This window comes from Bradyrhizobium sp. USDA 4502, from assembly GCF_054063355.1.
Genome location: NZ_JBSSGF010000001.1, coordinates 4,289,969 through 4,312,690, shown reverse-complemented (window position 1 = coordinate 4,312,690; position 22,722 = coordinate 4,289,969). Strand labels below are relative to the sequence as shown.

The following is a 22,722-nucleotide window of genomic DNA, read 5'->3' as shown; positions in this document are numbered from 1 at the left end:
AACCTGATGAAACGCGAAGACCTCACCGAGAAGTTGCTCGACATCAAGCGCGAGAAGGGCTGGAGCTGGAAATACATCTGCGAGAAGATCGGCGGCTATTCCGATGTGCTGATCACGGGCGCGATCCTCGGCCAGATGAAATTGACAAAGCCGCAGGCGGCGAATGCCGGCGAATTGTTCGGGCTGTCGAAGGCCGAGATCGCGATGCTCAACGAGGTGCCGATGCGCGGCACCGGCACGCCGATGCCGCCGACCGATCCGCTGATCTACCGCTTCTACGAGATGGTGATGGTCAACGGTCCGGCCTGGAAGGCGCTGATCGAAGAAGAATTCGGCGACGGCATCATGTCGGCGATCGACTTCGACATGGCGCTGGAGCGCGTCGCCAATCCGAAGGGCGACCGCGTCAAGATCACCATGAGCGGCAAGTTCCTGCCGTACAAATATTACGGCGCCAGCGGCAACGTGCCGGAATACGGCTTCAAGGAAGAGTGAGGCGAGGGGGCGAATGGCGAGTAGCGAATGGATTCCTGCCCATTCGCTACTCGCACCTCACCATTCGCTACAGGATCGTGCCCGGGTTGTAGCGAGCCGCCTCAGGCTTGGCCTTGGCCAGAGCCTCGACCTGCTCGGCGAAGAAATCGACCTGGGCGCCGGCGTCGCCGGAGTTGGCGCGACCCTGGTCGAGCACGTGCTGCAATTCGGCTGCGCTCAAGCCAAGACGCTTGTCGGCGGCGAGGCGCTGCAGCAGATCGTTCTGCACGATCTTGCCGGTGCGCAGGTCGCCGATGGCCGCGACGGCATGCTCCTTGATCGCCTCGTGGGCGCCTTCACGGCCCGCACCCTTCTTGACCGCTTCCATCATCACCGTGGTGGTCAGCAGGAAGGGCAGATAGCGGTTGAGCTCGGTCTCGACGACGGCTTCGAACACCTCCATCTGGTCGAGCACCGTGAGCAAGGTTTCGAGCAGGCCATCCATGGCGAGGAAGGCATCGGGCAGCATGACGCGGCGGACGACCGAGCAGGAGACGTCGCCTTCGTTCCACTGATCGCCGGCAAGGCCTGCGGCCATCGCGAGATAGCCCTTCAGGATCACATGCAGGCCGTTGATGCGCTCGCAGGAGCGGCTGTTCATCTTGTGCGGCATCGCGGAGGAGCCGACCTGGCCCTTGGCAAAACCTTCGCTGGCGAGTTCGTGGCCTGCCATCAGGCGGATGGTCTTGGCGAAATTGCCGGGCCCGCTGGCGAGCTCGGTGAGCACGCTGACCGCACGGAAGTCGAGGCTGCGCGGATAGACCTGGCCGACGGCATCGAGGGCCTTCGGCAGGCCGAGGTGAACGAGGACGCGCTGCTCGAGCGCGCGCGCCTTGCCGGCATCTCCGTTGAACAGGGTGATCTGATCGAGACGGGTGCCGACCGCGCCCTTCAGGCCGCGGGCGGGATAGGTCTGCAGCACATTGACCAGGCTCTGATGCGCCAGCAGCATCTCCTCGCCGGACATGGCGATGCGCTTGCCGAGCGTCGTGACCTGCGCGGCCACGTTATGGGTGCGCGCGGTGAACGGGATGTCGCGCAATTGCTTCGCGCGCGTGGCAAAGCGGATGAGTGCGGCGATGCTCTTGGTCTCGATGAGCTGCAGCGCGCGGTAGACCTGCAATTGCTCGACGTTCTCGGTGAGGTCGCGGCTGGTCATGCCCTTGTGCAGGTGCTCGTGACCGGCGAGCTCGCAGAACTCCTCGATGCGCGCCTTGACGTCGTGGCGGGTGACGCGCTCCCGCTTCATGATGGAGGCCAGGTTGATCTGGTCCTTGACGCGCTCGTAGCTTTCGATCACGCCATCCGGCACCGCGATGCCGAGATCGCGCTGGGCCTTCAGCACGGCGATCCAGTAGTCGCGTTCGAGGCGGACCTTGCCTTCGCCACTCCAGATGGCGCGCATGGCGGGCGAAGCGTAACGTTCGGCGAGGACGTTGGAAATGTGATCTTGGGACATCCCGCTCTCTTGGCATTGCCTGAGGCTGGCTGCAAGCCGCGACCTGCGATGAATCGTCAGGTCTGGTAACGCTCGGCCGGGCTTGCGGTGCTGGCGCCAGCATACCAGATTCAGGAAGGCGCCGCCTCGGGCAATCCGGGGCGGCGCAGGCATGCTTCGCCCCGCGTCAGAGCGAGAAGGTCACTGCGGCGGGTCCGCAGCTCAGGCCGGCCGTGTTCGGCACGGCCGTGTCGCTGGTCCAGTTGTCCTCGCCGTCAGTGGTCTTGTACAGGAACTGGCCGTCGGGTCCCTGGTGCAGGACGTACAATGTGTCGTTGAACACGACCGGCGCGGCATTGCCGAAATTGCCCGGCGTGTCGGGGACCTGGCGGTCGGCTCCCCAGCTGCCAATGCCGTCGAACCGCTTGAAGAAGAAGAGACCCGTGGGGTCGTTGAAGAACAGGTAGATCCAGTCCTTGTAGGACGCCGCGCCCGGACCGTTGCTGAGGCCTTCCGTGCCGGCAACCGGATTGCTTCGCCAGGTGCTGCGGTCGAAGGTCGCGTACCAGAAGCGGTTCATGTTGCCGGGTTCGCTATAGCCGGGCCCGCGGCCGAACACGTAGAGCGTGTCGCCGCGCACGACCGCGGCCGGGGAGTCGACGTTCTGGTAGGCGACGGAGATGAGGTGGTTGGTTCCGGATGTGTTGATCTCGGGTCCGAAGCTGGTGCCGTCGTAGGTCTTGTACATCAGGTCGGACTGGCCGGGATTCGAGTACAGTAGATAGATCAGGCCGTCATACACGGCGGCCGCCACTCCGCCGCCGACGCCGGCCATGTTGGGCACCTGGGCTGCCGCCGTCCACAGCTCGCCGTCATAGACCCTGTAATAGAGGGACTGGTTGATCGGATAGAACACATACAGGTTGGTGTTGAAGACGACGGCTGCCGGCGTGTTGCTGATCCAGGTGTTCCCCGGCATCGGGACATCGCCGCTCCAGGCCTCGCCGTTGAAGACGTTCGTAAAAAATTGCGGACTGTTTCCAACGCCCTTGTGCAGGGAAAACAACCAGCTCTTCATTTTGGAAATCCCCCATGGCGACGAGACGCCGCCTCTGACCATCGGTGTAGATTGATCGACGTGCGCAGGATCGAACGGAATGAACTGATCGTACGCCTGCGCCCGTCGTGTTCTACGTCCGATTCACCGATGGTTGTGTGAAGCCGTTCACTCACCCTGGAGGAGGAGACCATATATGTCGTGCGCAGACTGAATATGTCGTGCGCAGACTGAGAATCGCGGCCGCGCAAGGCACGCCGCGACGTGAGTGGCGACTTGTCGGAAGACGGATTTCGAGGAGATGAGAGAAGCGCGAATAGCGAATGGATGCTTTCCGATTAGCTATTCGCTGCTTCCTATTCGCCTTTAGCTGCGGCGAATGCCGCGCGGACCTCCTTCACCGGCGCCATGTCGCGGACGAAGCTGAATGCGCCGTTGTCCTTCATCTCGCGGGCACAGCGCAGGAACGCAGCCAGCGCGTGGCGCTGCATCGCGCCGCCGACGCTGATGCGCTTGACGCCGGCGGCCGACAGCTGCTCGACCGTCAGGGTCGGATCGGCATAGCCCATCACCAGGTTGAAGGGCTTGTTGACCGACGACACCACGGCCTTGATGGTGGCGAGATCGTAGAGGCCCGGCGAATACAGCACGTCGGCACCGGCGGCCTCGAACGCCTGCAGCCGCTTGATGGTGTCGTCGAGGTCCTTGCGGCCGTGCAGGAAGTTTTCCGCCCGCGCCGTCAGCGTGAACGGGAAGGGCAGCGCCCGTGCGGCCTCGACCGCGGCCTGGACCCGCTCCACGGCGAGCGTGAAATCGTAGATCGGGCGCTGCGGGTCGCCGGTCGAGTCCTCGATCGAGCCGCCGACCGTGCCGGCCTCGGCGGCGAAGCGGATCGCCTCGGCCGCGAGCTTCGGCATGTCGGCGCCGCATTTTTCCAGATCGGCATTGACGGGCAGGTCGGTGGCCTCGGCGATCACCCGGCAATTCTCGATGATCTCGTCGAGGCTGACGGTCGAACGGCCGAGCGTGTTGGCGAGCCCGAGGCTGGTGGTTGCGAGCGCCTCGAAGCCCATGGATGCGAGCAGCTTCGCCGTTCCGGCGTCCCACGGATTTGGAATGATGAAGGCGCCGGGCCGCTGATGCAGCTCGCGAAACCGTGCTGCCTTGTCCGCCTGGGTGCGCATGTGAACTCCTGCTGTTGTCAAAAGCGACTGAAAGCAGCGATAGGGCGGTTTCGCCCATCAGACAAATTTGTTATTTCTCTCGATATCATCAGCTTTTTGCATGAGGAGAGCGATGGACAGCGACGCGCTCAACACGTTCCTGGTGGTGCATCGGCGCGGCGGGATCTCGCATGCCGCCAAGGCGCTGCATCGCTCGCAGCCGGCGATTTCGCGGCGCATAGCGCTGCTCGAGCAGGAGCTCGGCGTGCCCCTGTTCGAGCGGATCGCGGGCAAGACGCGGCTGAGCGATGCCGGGCGGGTGATGGTGCCCTATGCCGAACGCGCGGTGGCGGCGGCGCAGGATGCCGAGAACGCGGTGCGCGCGCTGCTGCGCGACAATTCCGGCCCGGTGGCGCTGGCGGTGACCGGCACGCTCGCCGGCGAGCGGCTCTCGAACGTGTTGAAGCGCTTTGCCCGCCGGCATCCGGACGTTGCGCTGACGCTGCGCACCGCGACCAGCGCCGAGGTCAGCGACCTGATCCGGCGCGGCGAGGCGACGATCGGGTTGCGTTACGACCGCGATCGCTCGCGCGACCTCGATTGTGAGGTGCTGTTTGCCGAGCCGCTCGGGGTGGTCTGCGCGCCGGACCATCCGCTGGCGGGACGCCGGGTCGGCAAGCTTGCCGATCTCAGGGATGAGCGGTGGATCGCCTTCCCGGAAGTGCCGGGACGTCGCGAAATCACCGCCTCGCACGTCTTCGCGCTGTTCCTGACGCATGGGCTCGGCGAGGTCGCCTGGACGCCGGTCGACAGCCTCACGGCGCAGAAGCGGCTGGTCGAGGCCGGGCTCGGGATCGCGCTGCTGTCACAAAGCAATGCGGCGGAGGAATTGGGGAGCTCCAGGATCGCGACGATCCGCGTCGGCGATCTCGCCGCAAGTCACGAGGTCGTCGCCGTGACGCGGCATGGCGGCTTCCTTAGCGCCGCCTCACGCCGTCTGTTCGACATCCTCCGTGCCGACTTCACCAAGGCGAGGGGCACAAATACGTCGCGCCGGAACGGTGTCCGGCGCGCGTAAAAGTCGACTTGGTAGGGTGTACCGGGAACTCAGCTTCCCGCCTTGACCTGGGCCGCGGCCACCGCCAGCAGCTCGTCCATCTTGGCGCGGATATCGCGCTCGGTGACGGCCTGGTCCTTGGCGGAGAGGTCCTTCAGAACCTTGTGCAGCACGTCGTTGTCGCCGGCTTCCTCGAAGTCGGCGGCGACCACTTCCTTGGCATAGGCGCTGGCGGCATCGCCCGTGATGCCGAGCTTCTCGGCGGCCCACAGGCCAAGCAGCTTGTTCCGGCGGGCTTCAGCCTTGAACTTCTGCTCTTCGTCGAGGGCGAACTTCTTCTCGAAACCTTCCTCGCGCTTGTTGAATTCGCTCATGGCTGAAGTTCCAATTCCCTTGCTGAATGAGGGCCGCCGCGCGTTGCGGCAGCCCCTGTGCCTGCCTAGATAGGTGGGAGGAATCGGCAAGACAACGAGCCGTTAAGCCGCAGGCAAAACTGGCGGAATCGGCCCTTTATGATAGGGCGGTATAAGTGCCCTCAAGGGGGCACTATCGATTGTGCTGGATGGGCCAATCGGATAGGTTGCCAACAGGCATGGTTCTTGTTCTGTTTCCAGTTGGATTGCCCAGGTTCCAGGCCTCCGCGGCAGCTCCGTCGTGGGTCGTAACCCCAAGTCATCCGGAGCACCCAAATCCATGGATTTCAACAAAACACGGTACATCCCAATGAGCCGTCGACGCCGTATTTATGAAGGCAAGGCCAAGGTGCTTTACGAAGGCCCCGAGCCGGGAACCCTGATCCAGCACTTCAAGGACGACGCGACCGCGTTCAACGCCAAGAAACACCAGGTGATCGAGGGCAAGGGCGTCCTCAACAACCGGATTTCGGAGTACCTGTTTCAGCACCTCAACGACATCGGGGTGCCGACCCACTTCATCCGCCGCCTCAACATGCGCGAGCAGCTGATTCGCGAGGTCGAGATCGTGCCGCTCGAGGTGGTGGTGCGGAACGTCGCCGCCGGCTCGCTGTCGCAGCGGCTCGGGATCGAGGAGGGCACCCAGCTGCCGCGCTCGATCATCGAGTTCTATTACAAGAACGACCAGCTCAACGACCCCATGGTGTCGGAAGAGCACATCACCGCCTTCGGCTGGGCGACGCCGCAGGAGATCGACGACATCATGGCGCTGGCCATCCGCGTCAACGACTTCCTGACCGGCCTCTTCCTCGGCATCGGCATCCGCCTCGTCGACTTCAAGATGGAGTGCGGACGGCTGTTCGAGAACGAGATGATGCGGATCATCGTCGCCGACGAGATCTCGCCGGACTCCTGCCGGCTGTGGGACATCAAGTCGAACGAGAAGCTCGACAAGGACCGTTTCCGCAGGGATCTGGGCGGCCTGCTCGAGGCCTATACCGAGGTCGCCAAGCGGCTCGGCATTCTGATTGAGAACGAGCGGCCGGCCGGCAGCGGCCCGGTGCTGGTGAAGAGCTAAGCTGAAGGGACGACCGTGAAGGCACGTGTGACTGTGACATTGAAGTCGGGCATCCTCGATCCGCAAGGCAAGGCGATCGAGGGTGCGCTGAAATCGCTCGGCGTCGACAGCGTCGCCAGCGTTCGCCAGGGCAAGGTGTTCGACATCGAGCTCGCCGCGACCGACAAGACCAAGGCGGAAGCGGCGCTGAAGGCCGCCGCCGACAAGTTGTTGGCGAATACCGTGATCGAGAATTATGCCATCGAACTGAAGGCGTAAGGGGCGAGCAAATGGCCGACGTGACGATGGAGCTGATGTTCGAAGTGATGAAATCGGTCCAGGCGCGTTTGGCTCAGGTCGACGGCAAGATCGATGAGTTGAAGCAAATGCAGGCATCGCGAACGTCTCAGAATGGTATCCGCCAGGAAATTACCGGCGTGTTCCAGGAGATTTCCGGTATTCACGCGACGCTGGTTCGCCACGAAGGGCGTCTTGACCGCATAGAGACACGTCTCGAATTGAACGAAGTACCAACTCCATGAAATCAGCCGTCCTCGTCTTCCCCGGCATCAACCGCGAGCGCGACATGGCGCGCGCGCTCAAGCTCGCATCCGGCAATGAGACCGCGATGGTCTGGCACGCCGAGACCGCGCTGCCCAAAGGCACGGACCTCGTGGTGGTGCCCGGCGGCTTCTCCTATGGCGATTACCTGCGCTGCGGCGCGATCGCAGCGCGCGCGCCGGTGATGGACGCGGTGCGCGACTTCGCCGCCAAGGGCGGGCTCGTGCTCGGCGTCTGCAATGGCTTCCAGATCCTCTGCGAGTCGGGGCTGCTACCGGGCGTGCTGATGCGCAATGCCGGGCTGAAGTTCATCTGCCGCGACGTGCATATGCGCGTCGAGCGTTCCGACACGCCGTTCACCCGCGGCTACAATGCCGGCCAGGTGATCCGCGTGCCGGTGGCTCACGGCGAAGGCAATTACGAGGCGGACGAAGAGACGCTGAAGCGGCTCGAAGGCGACGGGCGGGTGCTGTACCGCTACTGCTCGCCGGAGGGCGTGGTCGACGAGGCCTCCAATCTGAACGGCGCCGCGCATTCGATCGCCGGCATCGTCAATGAGCGCGGCAACGTGCTCGGCATGATGCCGCATCCCGAAAACCACGTCGAAGAGATCATGGGCTGCACCGACGGCCGCGGCCTGTTCGCAGGCCTGGTCCAGCAGTTCGAAAAGGCGGCGTAATCACCATAGCGTTTTTGAGCGAAGTGGGGACCGGTTCGCGTGAAGAAAACGCGTCAGAATAAAATGCTGCGGCGGTGGTGCGTTGCCGCGGCTGCGGCGCTTGTGCTTGCGACGTCGGCCTACGCCCAGGACTTCCCGAAGCGTCCGATCACGATGATCGTGCCGTTCACGGCCGGCGGCACCTCCGACGTGATCGCCCGCGCGGTCGCCGACCAGATGAGCGCTGCGCTCGGCCAGAGCATCATCATCGAGAATGTCGGCGGCGCCGGCGGCTCGACCGCGCTCGCCCGCGCCGCGCGCGCCGAGCCGGACGGCTACACCATCGCGATCGGCAATGCCGGCACCAACGCCGCGACCTACACGATCTATCCGAAGCTGCCGTTTATGCCTGACTCCTTCGCGCCGATCGCCGTGGTCGCCAAGACCTTCGGCATCGTCGCGCTGCGCAAGGATTTTCCGGCCAAGGACCTCAAGGAATTCATCGACTACGCCAGGAACAATCCGGGCAAGGTCAATCTCGGCCATGCCGGCGTGGGCTCCTCGAATTACCTGATCTGCAAGAGCTTTGTTCATGCCGCCGGCATCGACGTGCAGCTGGTCGGCTATCGCGGCGCAGCGCTTGCGCTGACGGACGCGATCGGCAGCCAGATCGACGGCGTCTGCGATGCCGCGGCCTCGGTGTCGCAGGCGATCGACGACAAGCTGGTGAAAGCGGTCGTCGTTGGCTCGACCGTGCGGCTGGCCTCGCTGCCGGAACTGCCGACCTCGGCCGAGGCCGGACTGCCCGAGTTCGAGGCGCAGGGCTGGAACGGCCTGTTCGCGCCGAAGGGCACACCGCCCGAGATCATCGCCAAGCTCAACGCCGCCGCGCGCACCGCGGTTGCGAGCGAGGCGGTGAAGAAGCGCTTCGCCGACCTGTCGACCGTCGCCCCCGACGCCAATGAGCTCGCGCCCGAGGCGCTGCAGCAGCTCGTGACCCGCGACGTCGCGAAATACCGCACGCTGCTGGCGGACGATAAGAAGTAGAGGGTCATCGTCGCTGCGTTGGCTCTGCCCTCGACGCGGTCGCCGAGGCGGCGAGCCTTGCGTCAGCCGCTCGCCAGACTGGCCTGAAATTTGCTGGTGATCTCCCGATCGATCAGGACGGGAGCGCATCATGCTCATTCGCAAGGCTCACTGCACGATTGCGTTCCTATGCGCGCTGCTGTGGTCGCATTGGGCGATGGCCGAGACCACGTTGCGCATCGCCATGACGGCGTCCGATATCCCGACGGCCACCGGGCTGCCGAATAACGGCTTCGAAGGCATGCGCTTTCTCGGTTATCCGATCTTTGAAGGTTTGGTGCTGTGGAATCTGAGCGGAACCGACCGCTTGGCGACTTTGCGTCCCGGACTCGCGGAGAAATGGGAACAGGACCCCGTCGACAACAAGACCTGGATTTTCCATCTGCGCCAGGACGTCAAATTCCACGATGGTACCGATTTCAATGCCGATGCCGTGATCTGGAATCTCGATCGCTACTTCAACAGCGAGAGCCCGCAATTTGAGCCGCCGAGTTCGGCGATGTCGCGGGCGCGGGTCCCGGTGATGGGCAGTTACCGGAAGATCGATGACGCAACGGTGGCGATCTCGACGACGAAGCCGGCATCCTATTTTCCCTATATGGCGGTCTATCTTCTGTTCACCTCGCCCGCCTCATTCGAAAAGGCCGGCCGCGACTGGGCCAAGGTCGCGACGTTGCCGGCTGCCGGCACCGGGCCGTTCCGCATCACCAGGATTGTGCCGCGGCAAGAGGCAGATCTGGCGCGTTGGGACAAGTATTGGGACACGAGCAAGACAGCGAAGGTCGACAATGTCGTGTTGCTGCCGATCCCCGAGGCCAATTCGCGGCTGGCCGCCTTGCGTGCCGGCCAGGTCGACTGGATCGAAGTGCCGCCGGCCGATGGCGTCGACTCGCTGAAATCCGCCGGCTTCACCATTACCACCGGCTCCTATCCGCATGTCTGGCCGTGGTTCTACAACATCGGCGCCGCCAACAGCCCGTTCAAGGACGTCAGGGTTCGCCAGGCCCTGAACTACTGCATCGATCGGGACGGGCTGGTGTCCCTGCTCAACGGGACCGCAGAGCCGTCGGTCGGCTGGCTCAAGGCCAGCGATCCCGATTTCGGCGCGCCGGTCAATCACTACAAGTTCGATCCGACCAAGGGCAAGGCGCTGCTTGCCGAGGCGGGTTACACGTCGGCGAAGCCATTGGCGTTCAAGGTGCTGATCTCGAATTCAGGCTCGGGGCAGATGCTGCCCCTGCCGATGAACGAATTCCTGCAGCAGAACCTGAAGGAAGCCTGCGGGGTCGATGTGGAATTCGACGTCATCGAGTGGCAGGTGCTTCTGACGGCGGCCCGGGCCACGCCCGACAGCCCAACTTTGCGCGGCGCCATGGCGCTCAATATCAGCTCGCCTTCGTCGGACGCCGGCGTGATGGCGCGCTATTTCCTGGCCGCCAATTTTTCACCGAACGGTTTCAATTTCGAGCAATGGAAGGACGACGAGTTCGAAGCCGCACTCAAGACGATTTCGGAAGCGACCGATCCGAAAGTGATCTCGGCGGCTTACCGCAAGGCGCATGAGCGCCTCGTCGACGATCCGCCCTGGCTCTATATTGTCCACGATCTGAACCCTCGCGCGATGAGTCCGAAGGTGAAGGGTTTTGTGTCGCCCCAATCGTGGTTCGTCGACCTCACGCTGGTCAGCGTGCAATAAGCCGGGATCCAGCATCGTCGCCCGCATGGCTGCGCCCGAGTGCGAGCGAAGCGGTGAAGAAGCGATTCGTCGACCTGTCGACGGTCGTACCCGACGCCAATGAACTCGCGCGCCGAGGTGCTGCAGCAACTCGTGACCCGCGACGTTGCGAAGGACGACAAGAAGTAGCATTTCTGCGGCGTGCAACGCCCTGATGCGGACACAGTCCGCGACGAGCCTGAGTTCAGGTCTGATCGGGGAAAGCGGCCATGCGCCGTGTGATCTTGCGTTGCTGCGCCGGCATGGCGCTTGCTTGGCTGGTTGCCGGCCCAGCAGCCGGCGAACAGGCTACGTTGACTTATCCCCCCTGGACGAAGTTCTGCATAGCCGACACCTGCATTGTCGGGCGAGAGGGGCGATCGAAGATAGAGAACATAGACTGCGGGGCAGTCGTGGCAGCCGCGCTGATCGCGCGCACCGGAGATTCAAGGAAGACGTTGCGCGTTTTCTTGCCGACCCGGGTGATAGTCGAACGTGGTGTTCGGATCATTATCGATCAGGGACAAGCGATTGAGCGGCCCTACGCGGGCTGCTTTGCCTACGGTTGCACGGCTGACTACGACGCCGGACCGGAAATGGTCGACCAGCTCAAGCAAGCGCATGCGCTCACTCTGGAAGCCTTCGATAAGGCCAATTCGCCGATCAGCCTGACCGTGCCGCTCGCCGGATTCGCTGATGCCTACGATGGACCCGCACAAGAGACGAAGGTCATCGAGGAGGTGCTTTCGGCGGAGGAAAAGCAGGCGAGATCGGAGCGTGCGAAGCGCGCCGAAGAGGAGCGCAAAGCGCGCTGTGAAGCGAGATAGGCGACCGCAAATAGCGGGTCTGTCAGATTCGATGAGCAGCAGCTAAAGCCTGCGCAGCCACCGTTTGACTGCTTCGCCCGGCACCGTCATCGCGGCGACGCCGGCCATGACCAGCACGAGGCCGAGCGCGAGATTCGACGGCACGGATTCCCCGAGCAGGATCACCGACAGCGCGACGCCGATCGGAATGCGAAGATAACCTTGCGCATTCGTCGTCAGCGTGCCGAGCCGCGTCAGGCACATGTAGAACAGCATCAGGCCGAACGCGCTGGAGAAGATGCCCATCACGACGGTGGCGACCAGCGCCTGCGGCGTCGGGTGCAGGGTCCAGGGATGGTCGACGATCAGGGCGACCGGCAGCAGCACGGTGCCGCCGAACAACAGCGAGCCGGCCGCCACGACCATCGGATCATAGTCCGACAGCCGAAGCCCGAAGATCGTGGCGCAGGCGAACGAGACGGTGGCGAGCAGGATCGCGATCTCGGCGAAGATCTCCTTGCCGAAGCCTGAGAGTGCGTCGAGGCCGATGATCGCGACCGTGCCGGCGAGGCCGAGCATCGCGCCGACCAGCTTGAGCAGAGAGGCCGGCTCGTGTCGCGTGATCGCCCAGGTGATGAGGAAGGCGAAGATCGGCGTCGTCGAGGCCAGCACCACGGTGTTGGATGCCGGCACGTAAAGCTGCGCCCAGGTGATCACCAAAAACGGGATCGTGGAGTTGATGGTCTGCTGGAAGGCGAACAGCTTCCAGGCCTTGAGGTCGGTCGGGATGCGGATGCCGCGAATGCGCAGCACGATGAGCAGGAAGGCGGCGGCCACCAGCGAGCGCGCGGAAATGAAGGTCACCGGCGGGATCGAGCCGAGCCCGATCTTGGTCAATGGATAGGTAGAGCTCCAGCAGCAGGCGAGCGCCAGCAGCAGCGCATAGTCGCGCCAGCCGCGCGCGCCCGGCGCTGACGTGGACGAGGTGGGCACTTTCTCGGGAGCCGTCACGCCGCCCGTTTTCGCTGTGCTCTTCGGCACCTTGATTTGGCTCCCTTCGCGCATTGGCGCGCGAAGCAGCAATCTAGCGCGGCGGCGCGATGCAAGGCTAGGGTATTGAATTTACGCCGATATCCCGCTTGGAGGAATTGGCGGGCTGCGTCTGTGGGACTGAGGCTGGCGTCGTCCGGGTGCCAATCCGACGCCTCCGGCGTATGCTACCGTTTTGTGACTTGGCCCACACGGGCGTCTGGCTCGTCCTGCTAGGCTCAACAGCATGACGAAGCATTTCAAATTACCGATCATTTTCACTGCACTCGTCGTCGCAACGCAATGCTTTGCTGCGGAGACCAAGGGCGCGGGCTCAACCTTCGTGTCGCCTGTGATGGCGAAATGGATCGATGCCTACAAGGCCAAGACCGGCAACACGGTCAGCTATCAATCGGTGGGCTCGAGCATCGGCGTCGGCCTGATCAAGAAGGCCGCCGTCGATTTCGGGACGAGCGATATGCCGCTCGATCCGAAAGAGCTGGACAGGCTCGGCATGGTGCAATTCCCGATCGTGATCGGAGGCGTCGTGCCGGTGGTCAACATCGCGGGCGTCAAGCCCGGCCAGATCCAGTTCACCGGACAGCTGCTCGCCGACATCTATCTCGGCAAGGTCAAATCGTGGAACGATCCGGCCATCCAGGCGGTCAATCCCGATCTGAAGCTGCCGCGCACGGCGATCACCGTCGTGCATCGCCTCGATGGGTCGGGGACGACGTTCAATTGGTCGAACTATCTTGCGAAGGTCAGTGCGCAGTGGAAGGCAAGCGTCGGAGAGGGCTCGTCGGTCGAGTGGCCGGTAGGGCTCGGCGGCAAGGGTAATGATGGCGTCGCCTCGCTCGTCAGTTTGATTCCCGGGGCGATCGGCTATCTCGAATATGCCTACGCGCTGCAACGGCTTGACCGGATTTCCTTCGGTCTGGTGCAGAACAGTGCCGGCAATTTCGTCACTCCGGACGCCGCATCGTTCCAGGCTGCGGCGTCGAGTGCGGACTGGACGACGACGCAGGATTTTTACCAGGTCCTCACCAACGCTCCCGGCGAGGACGCATACCCGATCACGGCCACGACCTTCGTCCTGATGCACAAGCAGCCGAAATCGCCCGACGGGTCGGCAACCGCGATCGACTTCCTGCGCTGGTCATTGCAGAGCGGCAAGCCGCAGGCTCAATTGCTCAACTACGTTCCCCTGCCGGCCACGCTGGTCGAGCAGATCGAGCAGTATTGGCAGCATAATTTCGAGGCGCTTACGGCGTCGGCAGCGGCGTCCGGAAAGCGGACTGATCGGTAGACCACGCGGATACGCTACTTAAATCCGATCACCATCGAATCCGGGCCAACGAGCGGTTCGACCCGCGTTCGGGAAAATCCGACGTCGCGCATCCAAGTCTGACAGTCTTCGCCTGTGTAGTCAAACCCACCGGCGGTTTCGATCAGCATATTCAAGCTCATCAGAAGCCCGAAAGCGTTTTCGCGGCGATCGTCATCGATGATGGCGTCATAAACAATGATTGCGCCACCTTTCGGAAGCGCATCGAATGCCTTGCCGAGAAGCGCCCGTTTCTTGGCAAGGTCCCAATCATGAAGGATGTGACCCATGATGATGACGTCAACCTCCGGCAGCGGGTCCTCGAAGAAGTTTCCTCCCCGAAACCGCACCCGATCCTCCAGCCCGCGCTGAGCGATAAATTCCTCGAACACCGGCTTGACCGCGGGAAGGTCGAAGCCGATGCCGGTGAGGTGCGGATGGTCGTGTGCGAGCGTGGCAGGCACCATGCCCTGAGCCGAACCGAGATCCATGAAAGTCTTGTACTCGCTCCAAGGGAACTTGCCGGCAATAGCATGCGCCGCACCCGCGCTTATTGCGCTCATCGCGGTCAGAAATCCCCGCAACCGATCCGGATCGGCATACAATGCCGCAAATAAGTCTTCTCCTCCGCCCTTGCCCTCGTTCTGCAATTCGCCGCTGCGCAGGGCCTCCGTGAGCGATCCCCAAAAGCCATAGAGCCGGGCATTCGCCATCTCCAGAATGCCTCCGATGTAGGATGGCTTGGCGCGATCGAGATACAGGTCCGTGTCCGGGGTGTTGCTGTAGATGCCGTTCTCGCGCTCAAGCAATCTGAGCGCCACCAGCGAATCGAGGAAGTCGCGGGCCGATCGCTGATGCAACGCAAGCGTCCTTTGCAGCGTCGGCAGGTCAGCGGGGCCATCGGCCAACGTACTGAACACGCCCAGTTCGACGGCGCTCAAGAGCGTTTTGGACGCCCAAAAGCCCAGACCAATCTGCATAATATGTTCCGGTGTTGCCGCGCTCATGACTTGATCCCAATTGGTTGTCACTGCTGGTGCAGCCGGGTGAACATGTCGCCCCTGGTTCGGGCCTGGTGCGCCGGGAGGGTGGCAGGGGTTCACCACGGCGTCATTTCAAATAACGGCGAATAAATTTGATTTTGACACTTCCGTTCGGTGAACGCCAGTGGCGCAGGATTGGCGAGAACGAATCAGCGATGGACGCCGCTCCGGCGTCCATCGCGTGAGCTGTGCCTGAAATGCCGGACCATGCTCTAGCGCAGGACCTGGCCCAGCACCTCGCCGTCGACCTGCTGCGGTGCCGAACCGAGGATCCGCATGATGGTCGGCGCCACGTCGATATTGCGCATGTGCCGCACCACGGAGTCCTTGCGGATCTGCGGGCCCGCGGCGATGAACGTCGCGCTCATCACCGGAAGCTCGGGGTCGTGACCGTGGGCGCCATAGAAGTTCGGCATCGACAGCATGGTGGTTGCCGCGTTGAACGGCGCGTCGCCCTGGCGCGCGACGCCAGGGTTCTGGATGCCGTCGAAATTGTAGCCGGGCGCCATCAGCGCGAACACGTCGCCATAGTCCTGGCCGATGGTCTTGCTCATGCATTGTCCGGTTCCGGCGTCGCATTGCAGCGGCCGGGTCTCGACGACGGTGAAGATGCGCTGGTCCTTGAGTGAGTAGTTGAAGCGGGCATTGGGGTCGACCGCGTTCTTCACCGCGTCAGTGATCTGCGCCACCAGGGTGCGGTAGGTCGCCAGATCAACGGTGCCGCCGAGCTCGCGGTTCTGCAGGTTGATGTAGATGTCGGCGGCGGGGCCGGAGGTGCGGATCCCGACCTTGCTGGTGTCGATCCCGGCGTTGCGCAGGATGTTGGTGAGATTGACCGAGGTGTGGAACGGCGCGAAGCCGTGGTCCGACACCACGATCACGTTGCTGTCGCGGCCCGCCGCATCGGCGATCTGCTTCACCGCCTTGTCGGCCGTCTGGTAGGCGAAACGGATGTAGGACGCGTAGCGCTTGACCTTGGCAGCATCCTGGTTGGCGCCGATCGAATTCGGATCGGTCGGGTTGGTGCCCTGGCGGGGATCGGTCAGCAGGAACTGGTGCTCGGAGCCGTCGGGCTGCTCGATATAGACCATGACGAGGTCGGCGTCCGGATGGGTCTTGATCGCGCGCTCGCCGATATTGGCCTGGTAGCGCACGAAGGTCTTCACCATGTCCTCGAACATCGTCTCGATCTCGACGTCGGAGAAGCTGGTGAAGCCGGGGCTCAGGCGCTCCGGAATGCGGAAGTCGGCCTGCGGACGCCAGAACCCGATGTTGTTGTTGATGTCGTCGACGTCGGCGAGCACAGGCGTATTGCGCGGGATGTAATTGGCGCCGTAGCGGGCGAAGCGCACCACCGAGAGATCGGGAGACAGCGCAGAGACGAAGTACGCGGCACCAACCTTCGCCCCGCTGCCTTCAAAGAAGAACGGTGCGTTCTCGCCGCCGAACTTGACATAGGCCGGTCCGGTCGACGGCGCGTGGAACGGTCCTGCGGTGATGCCGCGGTTGGCGTCGAAGAACACCAGCGTGTCGTAGTTCACCTTGCGATCGTTGGTGGTGTCGATCGCGGCGACGCGGATCGAATATTTGACATCGAGCGTCGAGGCATTGGTGCAGGTCGCGGTTGCCGCGGCCGAGCAGGAGAACGTCTCGATCGGTGCCGAGGTCACCAGCACCGGGCTGAACGAGAAATGGCCGGCAGCCTGCAGCGCCGTCACGATGCTCGGGTCGGCCGTGAAGTCGCCTCGCGACAGCGAGAAGCCCTGGGCCCCGATGCCGCCGAACGCGCCGAACGGGACCGTGAAGTCGGTGATGCGGGTCGGCTGGGCCGGCTGCACCACGGTCTTGTTGATGGAGATGTCGGCGCCGTCGCCGCCGGGCCAGGTCGCCGTGACAACCTTCTTGCCCTGCTGGCGCAGCTGCACCCACAACGGCACCGCGGTCGGGTGCGGCGACGGCCCGAGCGGATTCTCGCTGTAGCCGCCGATCGGCGCCGCAAAGCCGCTGATGCTGCCGGAGATCGGCCCGACGATCGGCTCGAACGTGTTCGAGGGGATGTCGTTGTGGACCGCCGTCGAACCGGTCGCGATGGCAATATGCGACACCGCGGTGAGCGACGGTGACGCCGTCACGTTCTGCAACGCCACTGCGCCGCGTCGGCTGAGCCGGGCGAGGCCGCCGTCGCGCGGCAGTACGCCTTCCTCGATGAATTTCTGGATGAAATCGGGCTTGGCACCGTCAAGCGAGATCATCACCACGCGCGGCTCGCGGCCGTGATGACCGCCGTCATGATCCTGGTCTTGATCCTGATCATGACCGCGAGCATCGCCAACGCCGCGATCACCATTATCGCCGTCTTGACCGGCGCGCACCGGAGTTGCAGTCCACACCAGCGATGCGACAAGCGACATCGCCGTCGTAACGGAAACGAACGTCTTCAATTTCATGAGAATGCCCCAACTTCGCTGCGCGAACGCACAAACGGAAACCGTTCAGCAATCTTCGGGGGCTTGCCTGACGCGCATGTGACGCGCGCGCGACGACGCAACGACAGTGCGTCGATGCGTCACAACCGCAGTTCGTATTGCCTCACGCGAAGAACGCGCGTGAACACAACGCGCTAGAGCTGTGCTGTCGATTCAATCCGTGGCGATGTAACGGCTGGATGACGGCGTGCGTCCACAGACGTCACACGCTTTACGCCGTTGCCTGCGCCGGCGTCCTGCGCTTCACCCGCTTGATGGTGCCGGAGAAGGTGAACAGCGGCCGCTCCGCCGATGTCAGCATGCCCCGCACGAAGATCAGCGACATGCCGGCGCGGGTGACCTCGCCGGTGCACTCGATCAGGTCGCCCTCGCGGGCGGCGTCGAGGAATTCCGAGGCGAACGACACCGTGACGCCGGGGCCCTGCAGCACCGAGCCGGCGAGCGCGAACAGGCAGTAATCCGCGAAGGTCATGAAGCAGCCGCCGTGGACGTTGCCGGAGCCGTTGAGATGCTTCTTGCCGACCCGGAACGCGCAGGTGATGCGGCCGTTCTCGTCCATGCGGTGGTAAAACGGGCCGGTATGGGTCTCGAAATTGTCCCGGGTCCAGGTTCGCCAGCCGGCGAATTCGCCCTCGGTTTCGACGTGCAGGTCGGGGCGGCGGTTGAATGCAGTTTTGGCGAGCTCGTTCACGAAATATGGCCTTCAATTATCGGGTTCGGGTCCTTAAATCCGATCCATCCCCATTGTGCAAATCCCGGGAGCAGATCCCGGGCCGCGGTCAGCTGCCGCAAAGCTCTGGACAGGCCGGAAATGGGCCCTAAAAGGCCTTTTCGCCCCCGTTCTATCTACCTATTAAGGGTCCCATGAACGCGCCCAAGAACGACCCCAAGAACGAGCCCCAAATCACCCCCGAACTCGTCGCCGCCCACGGGCTGAAGCCGGACGAGTACGAGCGCATCCTGAAGCTGATCGGGCGGGTTCCGACCTTCACAGAACTCGGCATCTTCTCGGCGATGTGGAACGAGCATTGCTCGTACAAGTCGTCGCGCATCCATCTGCGCGGGCTGCCGACCAAGGCCCCCTGGGTGATCCAGGGCCCCGGCGAGAATGCCGGCGTGATCGACATCGGCGACGGGCAGGCCGTGGTCTTCAAGATGGAGAGCCACAATCACCCGAGCTACATCGAGCCCTACCAGGGCGCGACCACCGGCGTCGGTGGCATCCTGCGCGACGTCTTCACCATGGGCGCGCGGCCGATCGCCTGCCTGAACGCGCTGAGCTTCGGTGCGCCCGAGCATCCCAAGACCCGGCATCTGGTGTCCGGCGTGGTCGCGGGCGTCGGCGGCTATGGCAATTCCTTCGGCGTGCCGACGGTCGGCGGCCAGGTGCGTTTCCACACCCGCTATGACGGCAACATCCTGGTCAACGCCATGGCGGTCGGCCTCGCCGACGCCGACAAGATCTTCTACGCGGCGGCCTCCGGCGTGAACATGCCGATCGTCTATCTCGGCTCCAAGACCGGCCGCGACGGCATCCACGGCGCCTCGATGGCCTCGGCCGAATTCGACGACGCCTCCGAGGAGAAGCGCCCGACCGTGCAGGTCGGCGATCCCTTCGCCGAGAAGCTCTTGCTGGAAGCCTGCCTCGAGATCATGGAAAAGGGTTGCGTGATCGCGATCCAGGACATGGGCGCGGCGGGCCTGACCTGCTCGGCGGTCGAGATGGGCGCCAAGGGCGATCTCGGCGTCGAGCTCGACCTCAGCGCGGTGCCGACCCGCGAGACCGGCATGAGCGCCTACGAGATGATGCTCTCGGAGAGCCAGGAGCGCATGCTCATGGTGCTGAAGCCTGAGAAGGAAAAAGAGGCCGAGGCGATCTTCCGCAAATGGGGGCTCGATTTCGCCATCGTCGGCTACACGACGCCGACCAAGCGCTTCGTCGTCAAGCATGCTGGCGACGTGATGGCCGATCTGCCGATCAAGGAGCTCGGTGACGAGGCGCCGGTCTACGACCGTCCGCACGTCGCCTCGAATGCGCTGCCGGTGATCCGCGGGCAGGACGTCAAGCCGCCGCTCGGCATCGCGGAGGCGCTGGAAAAGCTGATCGGCACGCCCGAGCTGTGCTCGAAGCGCTGGGTGTGGGAGCAGTACGACCACGTCATCCTCGGCAATACCATGCAGCGCCCCGGCGGCGATGCCGCGGTGGTTCGCGTCGAGGACGGACCGAAGGGCCTTGCGCTCACCGTCGACGTCACGCCGCGCTATTGCGAGGCCGATCCGTTCGAGGGCGGCAAGCAGGCGGTCGCGGAAGCCTGGCGCAACATCACTGCGGTCGGCGGCCGGCCGCTCGCGATCACCGACAATCTCAACTTCGGCAATCCGGAGCGGCCCGAGATCATGGGCCAGTTCGTCGGCTGCCTGAAGGGCATTTCGGAGGCCTGCCGCGCGCTGGACTTCCCGGTCGTGTCCGGCAACGTCTCGCTCTACAACGAGACCAACGGCCGCGGCATCCTGCCGACGCCCTCGATCGGCGGCGTCGGCCTGCTCGACGACTTCACCAAGTCCGCGACCCTGGCGTTCAAGGCGGCCGGCGAGGCGATCCTTCTGGTTGGCGACACGCAGGGCTGGCTCGGCCAGTCGGTCTATCTGCGCGACGTCTGCGGCCGCGAGGAGGGCGCTCCGCCGCCGGTCGATCTCGCCGCCGAGAAGCGCAATGGCGACGTGGTGCGCGGCATGATCCATGCCGGCACCGCGACCGCGGTGCACGACGTCTCCGACGGCGGTCTTTTGATCGCGCTCGCCGAGATGGCGATCGCCAGCGGCATCGGCGCGCAGCTCATGGCGGCGCCATCCTCGATCGTGCCGCATGCCTACTGGTACGGCGAGGATCAGGCCCGCTACATCGTCACCGTGCCGGCCGCCGACGCAGGCCTCGTGCTGGCCAAGATGAAGGGCGCCGGCGTGCCCTGCGCGCGCATCGGCACCACCGGCGGCGACGCGATTGCGGTGGCTGGGGAGTCGCCGGTTGCGGTCGAAAGCCTGTCGCGCGCCTTCGAGCACTGGCTGCCGAACTACATGCACGGCACTGCCGCCTGATCCGGCTGGATCAGGCGCCGCGAGCAACGATTCAATGGCGCGATGAACCCATCATCGCGCCATTTCTATTCCGAACGTGATCCCTTCGGATCATGCCTTATGTCGCGCCGCGGACCGCGCGCCAGGCAAAGATGATGATGCAGGCGCCGATGAAGCCGGCGACGAGATAGCTGAGCCAGCCTCCGCCGAGCGATACGCCGAGCAGACCCAACAGCCAGTTCGCCAGCGCGGCGCCGACAATGCCGAGGATGATATTCATGAAGATGCCGGTTCCGGATTTCATGAACATCTCGGCGAGCCAGCCCGCCAGTCCGCCGACGATGATGGCGGCGATCCATCCAACTTGAGGGTCGTTCATCTCAGGACTCCCTAGGGTCAAGCAGTCCGGCCAGCATACCTGAGAATCACCTGGCGGGATGTGACCAAAGGCAGGTTGTGCGCAACTTGTCGGCCGCGAAAATGCCGTCAGCCCCGCCGCTTGCGCCGTGCCCGGCGTTCGGCTGCGGTGATCAGGATGCGCGGGCCCGGCCCCTGGGCGCCGAGCTTGTCGTCGCAGTTGCGCAGCGGGCAATCGGTCACCGACAGGCAGCCGCAGCCGATGCAGTTGAACAGCTTGTCGCGGAGGTCGGTGAGATCGTTGATGCGCTGCTCCAGCGTCTCGGTCCAGGCCCGCATCGCGCGCTCCCATTCGCGCACGGTCGGCGCGCGATCGAGCGGGATCGCGGCGAAGGTCTGCCTGATCTCTTCCAGCGGGATCCCGGCGCGCTGCGCGATCCTGATCACCGCGATCCGCCGCAGCACCCCGCGCATGTAGCGGCGCTGGTTGCCGCCGGTGCGGCGGCTCGCGATCAGTCCCTTGCTCTCGTAGAAGTGAAGGGTGGAGACGGCAAGTCCGCTGCGCCGCGCCACCTCGCCGACTGAAAGCTCCTGCGCAAGCGTCATTGCAAATCCTGGATTAGAAGTCCTGCAAGCTCCCAGCCTTGACCTCAACCATACTTGAGGTTCTATATCAGTTGCGGGCTTGCAGGGGTAAGCTTCCGGCCGACACGCCGGGGTTCGTTCTTGGAAGCAATATGCCGTCCGCATCATTTTCGTCGCGCCGCTGGCTCGGGCTTCGTGCCAGGCCGTTCGGCATCACCGTTCTGTTGCTCGCCTGTGCCGCGGCCGGCTTGTTTGCCTGGCGCGCAGGCGGATCCAGCGCCTCGGCCAAGCCCACCGCCGAAGCCCCGCCGACGCCGGTCGCGGCGATGGTGGTGCGGACCGAAACCTTGCCGCGCTCGATCGAGGCGATCGGTTCGCTGCAGGCGGTGCGTCAGGTGATTCTGGCGCCCGAGGTTGCCGGCCGCGTCACCGCGATCAATTTCGATGCCGGCATCGATGTCGCCGAGGGCGCGCCGCTGGTGCAGCTCTATGACGCGCCGCTGCGCTCCGCGCGTGCGGTTGCGGTCTCCAAGGGACGTTTCGCGCAATTGCAGGAGAAGCGTTCGCAGGGCCTCGCTCCGTCCGGCTTCGTGACCCAGGAGACGCTGCAGCAGCGGCAGGAGGATCTGAAGCAGGCCGACGCCTCGCTCGATCAGCTCGATGCCCAGATCGCGCAGATGACGATCCGCGCGCCGTTCGCGGGCCAGGTCGGTCTGCGCAAGGTCAATCTCGGCCAATACGTCAATGCCGGCGATGCGCTCGCGACGCTGACCGCGCTCGACCAGCTCTATGCCAATTTCACCGTTCCGCAGCAGCGCCTGTCAAATCTGAAGGTCGGAGGCGCGGTGACGATCCGTACCGATGCTTTCCCCGATCGGGTGTTCGAGGCCAAGATCAACGCCATCGAACCGCAGGTCGCCGAGGACACCCGCAATGTCCTCGTGCAAGCCCTGTTTCCTAATCCCGACCGGCTGCTGCGGCCGGGCCTCTTCGTGATGGTGAACGTCGTGCTGCCGCCGCAGGCCGACGCCATCGTGGTGCCGGTCACCGCGATCCAGACCAGCGCATCCGGCGAGAGCGTGCTTGTGGTGCGCGACAACAAGGCGGTCGGCGTCGCCGTGAAGACCGGGCAACGGATCGGCGAGCGTGTCGTGGTGGAGCAGGGGCTTGCGCCCGGCGATCACATCGTCACCGCGGGCCAGCTCCGCGTCATGCCCGGCGCGGCCGTCCAGACGACCATGGCGGAGACGCCGGAGAAGGGGCGCTGACCCGCGAG

General features: G+C 64.1%; 22 protein-coding genes. 12 read left to right on the top strand and 10 right to left on the bottom strand.

Features of this window, described 5'->3' with window-relative positions:
- Positions 1 to 6 precede the first annotated feature (6 nt).
- Positions 7 to 495, top strand: coding sequence for a cyanase (gene cynS, locus ACVW1B_RS20075; protein WP_050387665.1), 489 nt, complete (start codon positions 7 to 9; stop codon positions 493 to 495).
- Positions 496 to 562: 67 nt separating this feature from the next.
- Here cynS and purB read toward each other — a convergent pair whose 3' ends face one another.
- The 3 genes from purB to ACVW1B_RS20060 all read right to left on the bottom strand — a co-directional run bounded on the left by purB (position 563) and on the right by ACVW1B_RS20060 (position 4,213).
- Positions 563 to 1,993 (bottom strand): adenylosuccinate lyase, encoded by a 1,431-nt coding sequence (gene purB / locus ACVW1B_RS20070; protein WP_076828436.1) that lies wholly within the window; start codon positions 1,991 to 1,993, stop codon positions 563 to 565.
- Positions 1,994 to 2,159: 166 nt separating this feature from the next.
- A complete protein-coding gene (locus ACVW1B_RS20065) occupies positions 2,160 to 3,050 on the bottom strand; it encodes a hypothetical protein (protein WP_456822085.1) in 891 nt (296 codons plus the stop codon).
- A 335-nt stretch (positions 3,051 to 3,385) separates the two neighbouring features.
- The gene (locus tag ACVW1B_RS20060; RefSeq protein WP_456822084.1) at positions 3,386 to 4,213 is read right to left on the bottom strand and encodes an isocitrate lyase/PEP mutase family protein; all 828 of its coding nucleotides are present in this window, start codon (positions 4,211 to 4,213) and stop codon (positions 3,386 to 3,388) included.
- A gap of 112 nt (positions 4,214 to 4,325) precedes the next feature.
- Between ACVW1B_RS20060 and ACVW1B_RS20055 the strand changes: the two genes are divergently transcribed.
- Positions 4,326 to 5,270: a LysR family transcriptional regulator gene (locus ACVW1B_RS20055; RefSeq protein WP_253589906.1), complete on the top strand. Its 945-nt coding sequence runs from the start codon at positions 4,326 to 4,328 to the stop codon at positions 5,268 to 5,270.
- 29 nt (positions 5,271 to 5,299) lie between these two features.
- Here ACVW1B_RS20055 and ACVW1B_RS20050 read toward each other — a convergent pair whose 3' ends face one another.
- Positions 5,300 to 5,623 (bottom strand): DUF1476 domain-containing protein, encoded by a 324-nt coding sequence (locus ACVW1B_RS20050; protein ID WP_057018385.1) that lies wholly within the window; start codon positions 5,621 to 5,623, stop codon positions 5,300 to 5,302.
- Between the two features lie 349 nt (positions 5,624 to 5,972).
- Here ACVW1B_RS20050 and purC point away from each other — a divergent pair, with 349 nt between their 5' ends.
- The 7 genes from purC (at position 5,973) to ACVW1B_RS20015 (ending at position 11,565) form a co-directional block, all read left to right on the top strand.
- Positions 5,973 to 6,740 carry a phosphoribosylaminoimidazolesuccinocarboxamide synthase gene (gene purC, locus ACVW1B_RS20045; RefSeq protein ID WP_016843454.1) on the top strand — a complete coding sequence of 256 codons (768 nt, stop codon included), beginning with the start codon at positions 5,973 to 5,975 and terminating at the stop codon, positions 6,738 to 6,740.
- A gap of 15 nt (positions 6,741 to 6,755) precedes the next feature.
- Positions 6,756 to 6,998 (top strand): phosphoribosylformylglycinamidine synthase subunit PurS, encoded by a 243-nt coding sequence (purS, locus tag ACVW1B_RS20040; RefSeq protein WP_456822083.1) that lies wholly within the window; start codon positions 6,756 to 6,758, stop codon positions 6,996 to 6,998.
- Positions 6,999 to 7,009: 11 nt separating this feature from the next.
- Complete coding sequence (locus tag ACVW1B_RS20035) at positions 7,010 to 7,261, top strand: hypothetical protein (protein ID WP_456822082.1); 252 nt, start codon at positions 7,010 to 7,012, stop codon at positions 7,259 to 7,261.
- A complete protein-coding gene (gene purQ, locus ACVW1B_RS20030; RefSeq protein ID WP_057018388.1) occupies positions 7,258 to 7,959 on the top strand; it encodes a phosphoribosylformylglycinamidine synthase subunit PurQ in 702 nt (233 codons plus the stop codon). Before ACVW1B_RS20035 ends, purQ begins: the two co-directional genes overlap by 4 nt.
- Positions 7,960 to 8,022: 63 nt before the next feature.
- Entirely contained in the window at positions 8,023 to 8,985 is a 963-nt protein-coding gene (locus ACVW1B_RS20025) for a tripartite tricarboxylate transporter substrate-binding protein (protein WP_253609965.1), read from the top strand.
- A 130-nt stretch (positions 8,986 to 9,115) separates the two neighbouring features.
- Positions 9,116 to 10,720, top strand: a complete 1,605-nt coding sequence (locus ACVW1B_RS20020) for an ABC transporter substrate-binding protein (protein ID WP_456822081.1) — start codon at positions 9,116 to 9,118, stop codon at positions 10,718 to 10,720.
- Between the two features lie 248 nt (positions 10,721 to 10,968).
- Positions 10,969 to 11,565, top strand: coding sequence for an invasion associated locus B family protein (locus ACVW1B_RS20015; protein WP_456780264.1), 597 nt, complete (start codon positions 10,969 to 10,971; stop codon positions 11,563 to 11,565).
- 42 nt (positions 11,566 to 11,607) lie between these two features.
- Here the strand turns inward: ACVW1B_RS20015 and ACVW1B_RS20010 are convergent, their stop codons facing one another.
- Positions 11,608 to 12,585: a DMT family transporter gene (locus ACVW1B_RS20010; RefSeq protein ID WP_456822080.1), complete on the bottom strand. Its 978-nt coding sequence runs from the start codon at positions 12,583 to 12,585 to the stop codon at positions 11,608 to 11,610.
- 235 nt (positions 12,586 to 12,820) lie between these two features.
- Between ACVW1B_RS20010 and pstS the strand changes: the two genes are divergently transcribed.
- Positions 12,821 to 13,882: a phosphate ABC transporter substrate-binding protein PstS gene (gene pstS, locus ACVW1B_RS20005; protein WP_253607942.1), complete on the top strand. Its 1,062-nt coding sequence runs from the start codon at positions 12,821 to 12,823 to the stop codon at positions 13,880 to 13,882.
- Between the two features lie 14 nt (positions 13,883 to 13,896).
- Here the strand turns inward: pstS and ACVW1B_RS20000 are convergent, their stop codons facing one another.
- From ACVW1B_RS20000 to ACVW1B_RS19990, 3 genes are all read right to left on the bottom strand, one after another.
- Positions 13,897 to 14,907 carry a methyltransferase gene (locus ACVW1B_RS20000; protein WP_456822079.1) on the bottom strand — a complete coding sequence of 337 codons (1,011 nt, stop codon included), beginning with the start codon at positions 14,905 to 14,907 and terminating at the stop codon, positions 13,897 to 13,899.
- 248 nt (positions 14,908 to 15,155) lie between these two features.
- On the bottom strand, positions 15,156 to 17,390 hold the full coding sequence (locus tag ACVW1B_RS19995; protein ID WP_456780266.1) for an alkaline phosphatase family protein: 2,235 nt from the start codon (positions 17,388 to 17,390) through the stop codon (positions 15,156 to 15,158).
- 250 nt (positions 17,391 to 17,640) lie between these two features.
- Positions 17,641 to 18,120, bottom strand: coding sequence for a PaaI family thioesterase (locus tag ACVW1B_RS19990; RefSeq protein ID WP_092088532.1), 480 nt, complete (start codon positions 18,118 to 18,120; stop codon positions 17,641 to 17,643).
- A gap of 173 nt (positions 18,121 to 18,293) precedes the next feature.
- Between ACVW1B_RS19990 and purL the strand changes: the two genes are divergently transcribed.
- Positions 18,294 to 20,525, top strand: coding sequence for a phosphoribosylformylglycinamidine synthase subunit PurL (gene purL, locus ACVW1B_RS19985; RefSeq protein ID WP_456780267.1), 2,232 nt, complete (start codon positions 18,294 to 18,296; stop codon positions 20,523 to 20,525).
- A 97-nt stretch (positions 20,526 to 20,622) separates the two neighbouring features.
- Here purL and ACVW1B_RS19980 read toward each other — a convergent pair whose 3' ends face one another.
- Together ACVW1B_RS19980 and soxR are read right to left on the bottom strand one after the other, a co-directional pair.
- Positions 20,623 to 20,883: a GlsB/YeaQ/YmgE family stress response membrane protein gene (locus tag ACVW1B_RS19980; protein WP_016843463.1), complete on the bottom strand. Its 261-nt coding sequence runs from the start codon at positions 20,881 to 20,883 to the stop codon at positions 20,623 to 20,625.
- Between the two features lie 107 nt (positions 20,884 to 20,990).
- On the bottom strand, positions 20,991 to 21,467 hold the full coding sequence (gene soxR / locus ACVW1B_RS19975) for a redox-sensitive transcriptional activator SoxR (protein ID WP_057018397.1): 477 nt from the start codon (positions 21,465 to 21,467) through the stop codon (positions 20,991 to 20,993).
- 131 nt (positions 21,468 to 21,598) lie between these two features.
- Here soxR and ACVW1B_RS19970 point away from each other — a divergent pair, with 131 nt between their 5' ends.
- A complete protein-coding gene (locus ACVW1B_RS19970; protein ID WP_456780268.1) occupies positions 21,599 to 22,714 on the top strand; it encodes an efflux RND transporter periplasmic adaptor subunit in 1,116 nt (371 codons plus the stop codon).
- Positions 22,715 to 22,722: the final 8 nt, after the last annotated feature.

Bases quoted from the DNA above. Each gene is read 5' to 3' on its own strand.
- cynS (WP_050387665.1), top strand. From the start codon at position 7: ATGAAACGCGAAGACCTCACCGAGAAGTTGCTCGACATCAAGCGCGAG.
- purB (WP_076828436.1), bottom strand. From the start codon at position 1,993: ATGTCCCAAGATCACATTTCCAACGTCCTCGCCGAACGTTACGCTTCG.
- ACVW1B_RS20065 (WP_456822085.1), bottom strand. From the start codon at position 3,050: ATGAAGAGCTGGTTGTTTTCCCTGCACAAGGGCGTTGGAAACAGTCCG.
- ACVW1B_RS20060 (WP_456822084.1), bottom strand. From the start codon at position 4,213: ATGCGCACCCAGGCGGACAAGGCAGCACGGTTTCGCGAGCTGCATCAG.
- ACVW1B_RS20055 (WP_253589906.1), top strand. From the start codon at position 4,326: ATGGACAGCGACGCGCTCAACACGTTCCTGGTGGTGCATCGGCGCGGC.
- ACVW1B_RS20050 (WP_057018385.1), bottom strand. From the start codon at position 5,623: ATGAGCGAATTCAACAAGCGCGAGGAAGGTTTCGAGAAGAAGTTCGCC.
- purC (WP_016843454.1), top strand. From the start codon at position 5,973: ATGAGCCGTCGACGCCGTATTTATGAAGGCAAGGCCAAGGTGCTTTAC.
- ACVW1B_RS20035 (WP_456822082.1), top strand. From the start codon at position 7,010: ATGGCCGACGTGACGATGGAGCTGATGTTCGAAGTGATGAAATCGGTC.
- purQ (WP_057018388.1), top strand. From the start codon at position 7,258: ATGAAATCAGCCGTCCTCGTCTTCCCCGGCATCAACCGCGAGCGCGAC.
- ACVW1B_RS20025 (WP_253609965.1), top strand. From the start codon at position 8,023: ATGCTGCGGCGGTGGTGCGTTGCCGCGGCTGCGGCGCTTGTGCTTGCG.
- ACVW1B_RS20020 (WP_456822081.1), top strand. From the start codon at position 9,116: ATGCTCATTCGCAAGGCTCACTGCACGATTGCGTTCCTATGCGCGCTG.
- ACVW1B_RS20015 (WP_456780264.1), top strand. From the start codon at position 10,969: ATGCGCCGTGTGATCTTGCGTTGCTGCGCCGGCATGGCGCTTGCTTGG.
- pstS (WP_253607942.1), top strand. From the start codon at position 12,821: ATGACGAAGCATTTCAAATTACCGATCATTTTCACTGCACTCGTCGTC.
- ACVW1B_RS20000 (WP_456822079.1), bottom strand. From the start codon at position 14,907: ATGAGCGCGGCAACACCGGAACATATTATGCAGATTGGTCTGGGCTTT.
- ACVW1B_RS19995 (WP_456780266.1), bottom strand. From the start codon at position 17,390: ATGAAATTGAAGACGTTCGTTTCCGTTACGACGGCGATGTCGCTTGTC.
- purL (WP_456780267.1), top strand. From the start codon at position 18,294: ATGAACGCGCCCAAGAACGACCCCAAGAACGAGCCCCAAATCACCCCC.
- ACVW1B_RS19980 (WP_016843463.1), bottom strand. From the start codon at position 20,883: ATGAACGACCCTCAAGTTGGATGGATCGCCGCCATCATCGTCGGCGGA.
- soxR (WP_057018397.1), bottom strand. From the start codon at position 21,467: ATGACGCTTGCGCAGGAGCTTTCAGTCGGCGAGGTGGCGCGGCGCAGC.
- ACVW1B_RS19970 (WP_456780268.1), top strand. From the start codon at position 21,599: ATGCCGTCCGCATCATTTTCGTCGCGCCGCTGGCTCGGGCTTCGTGCC.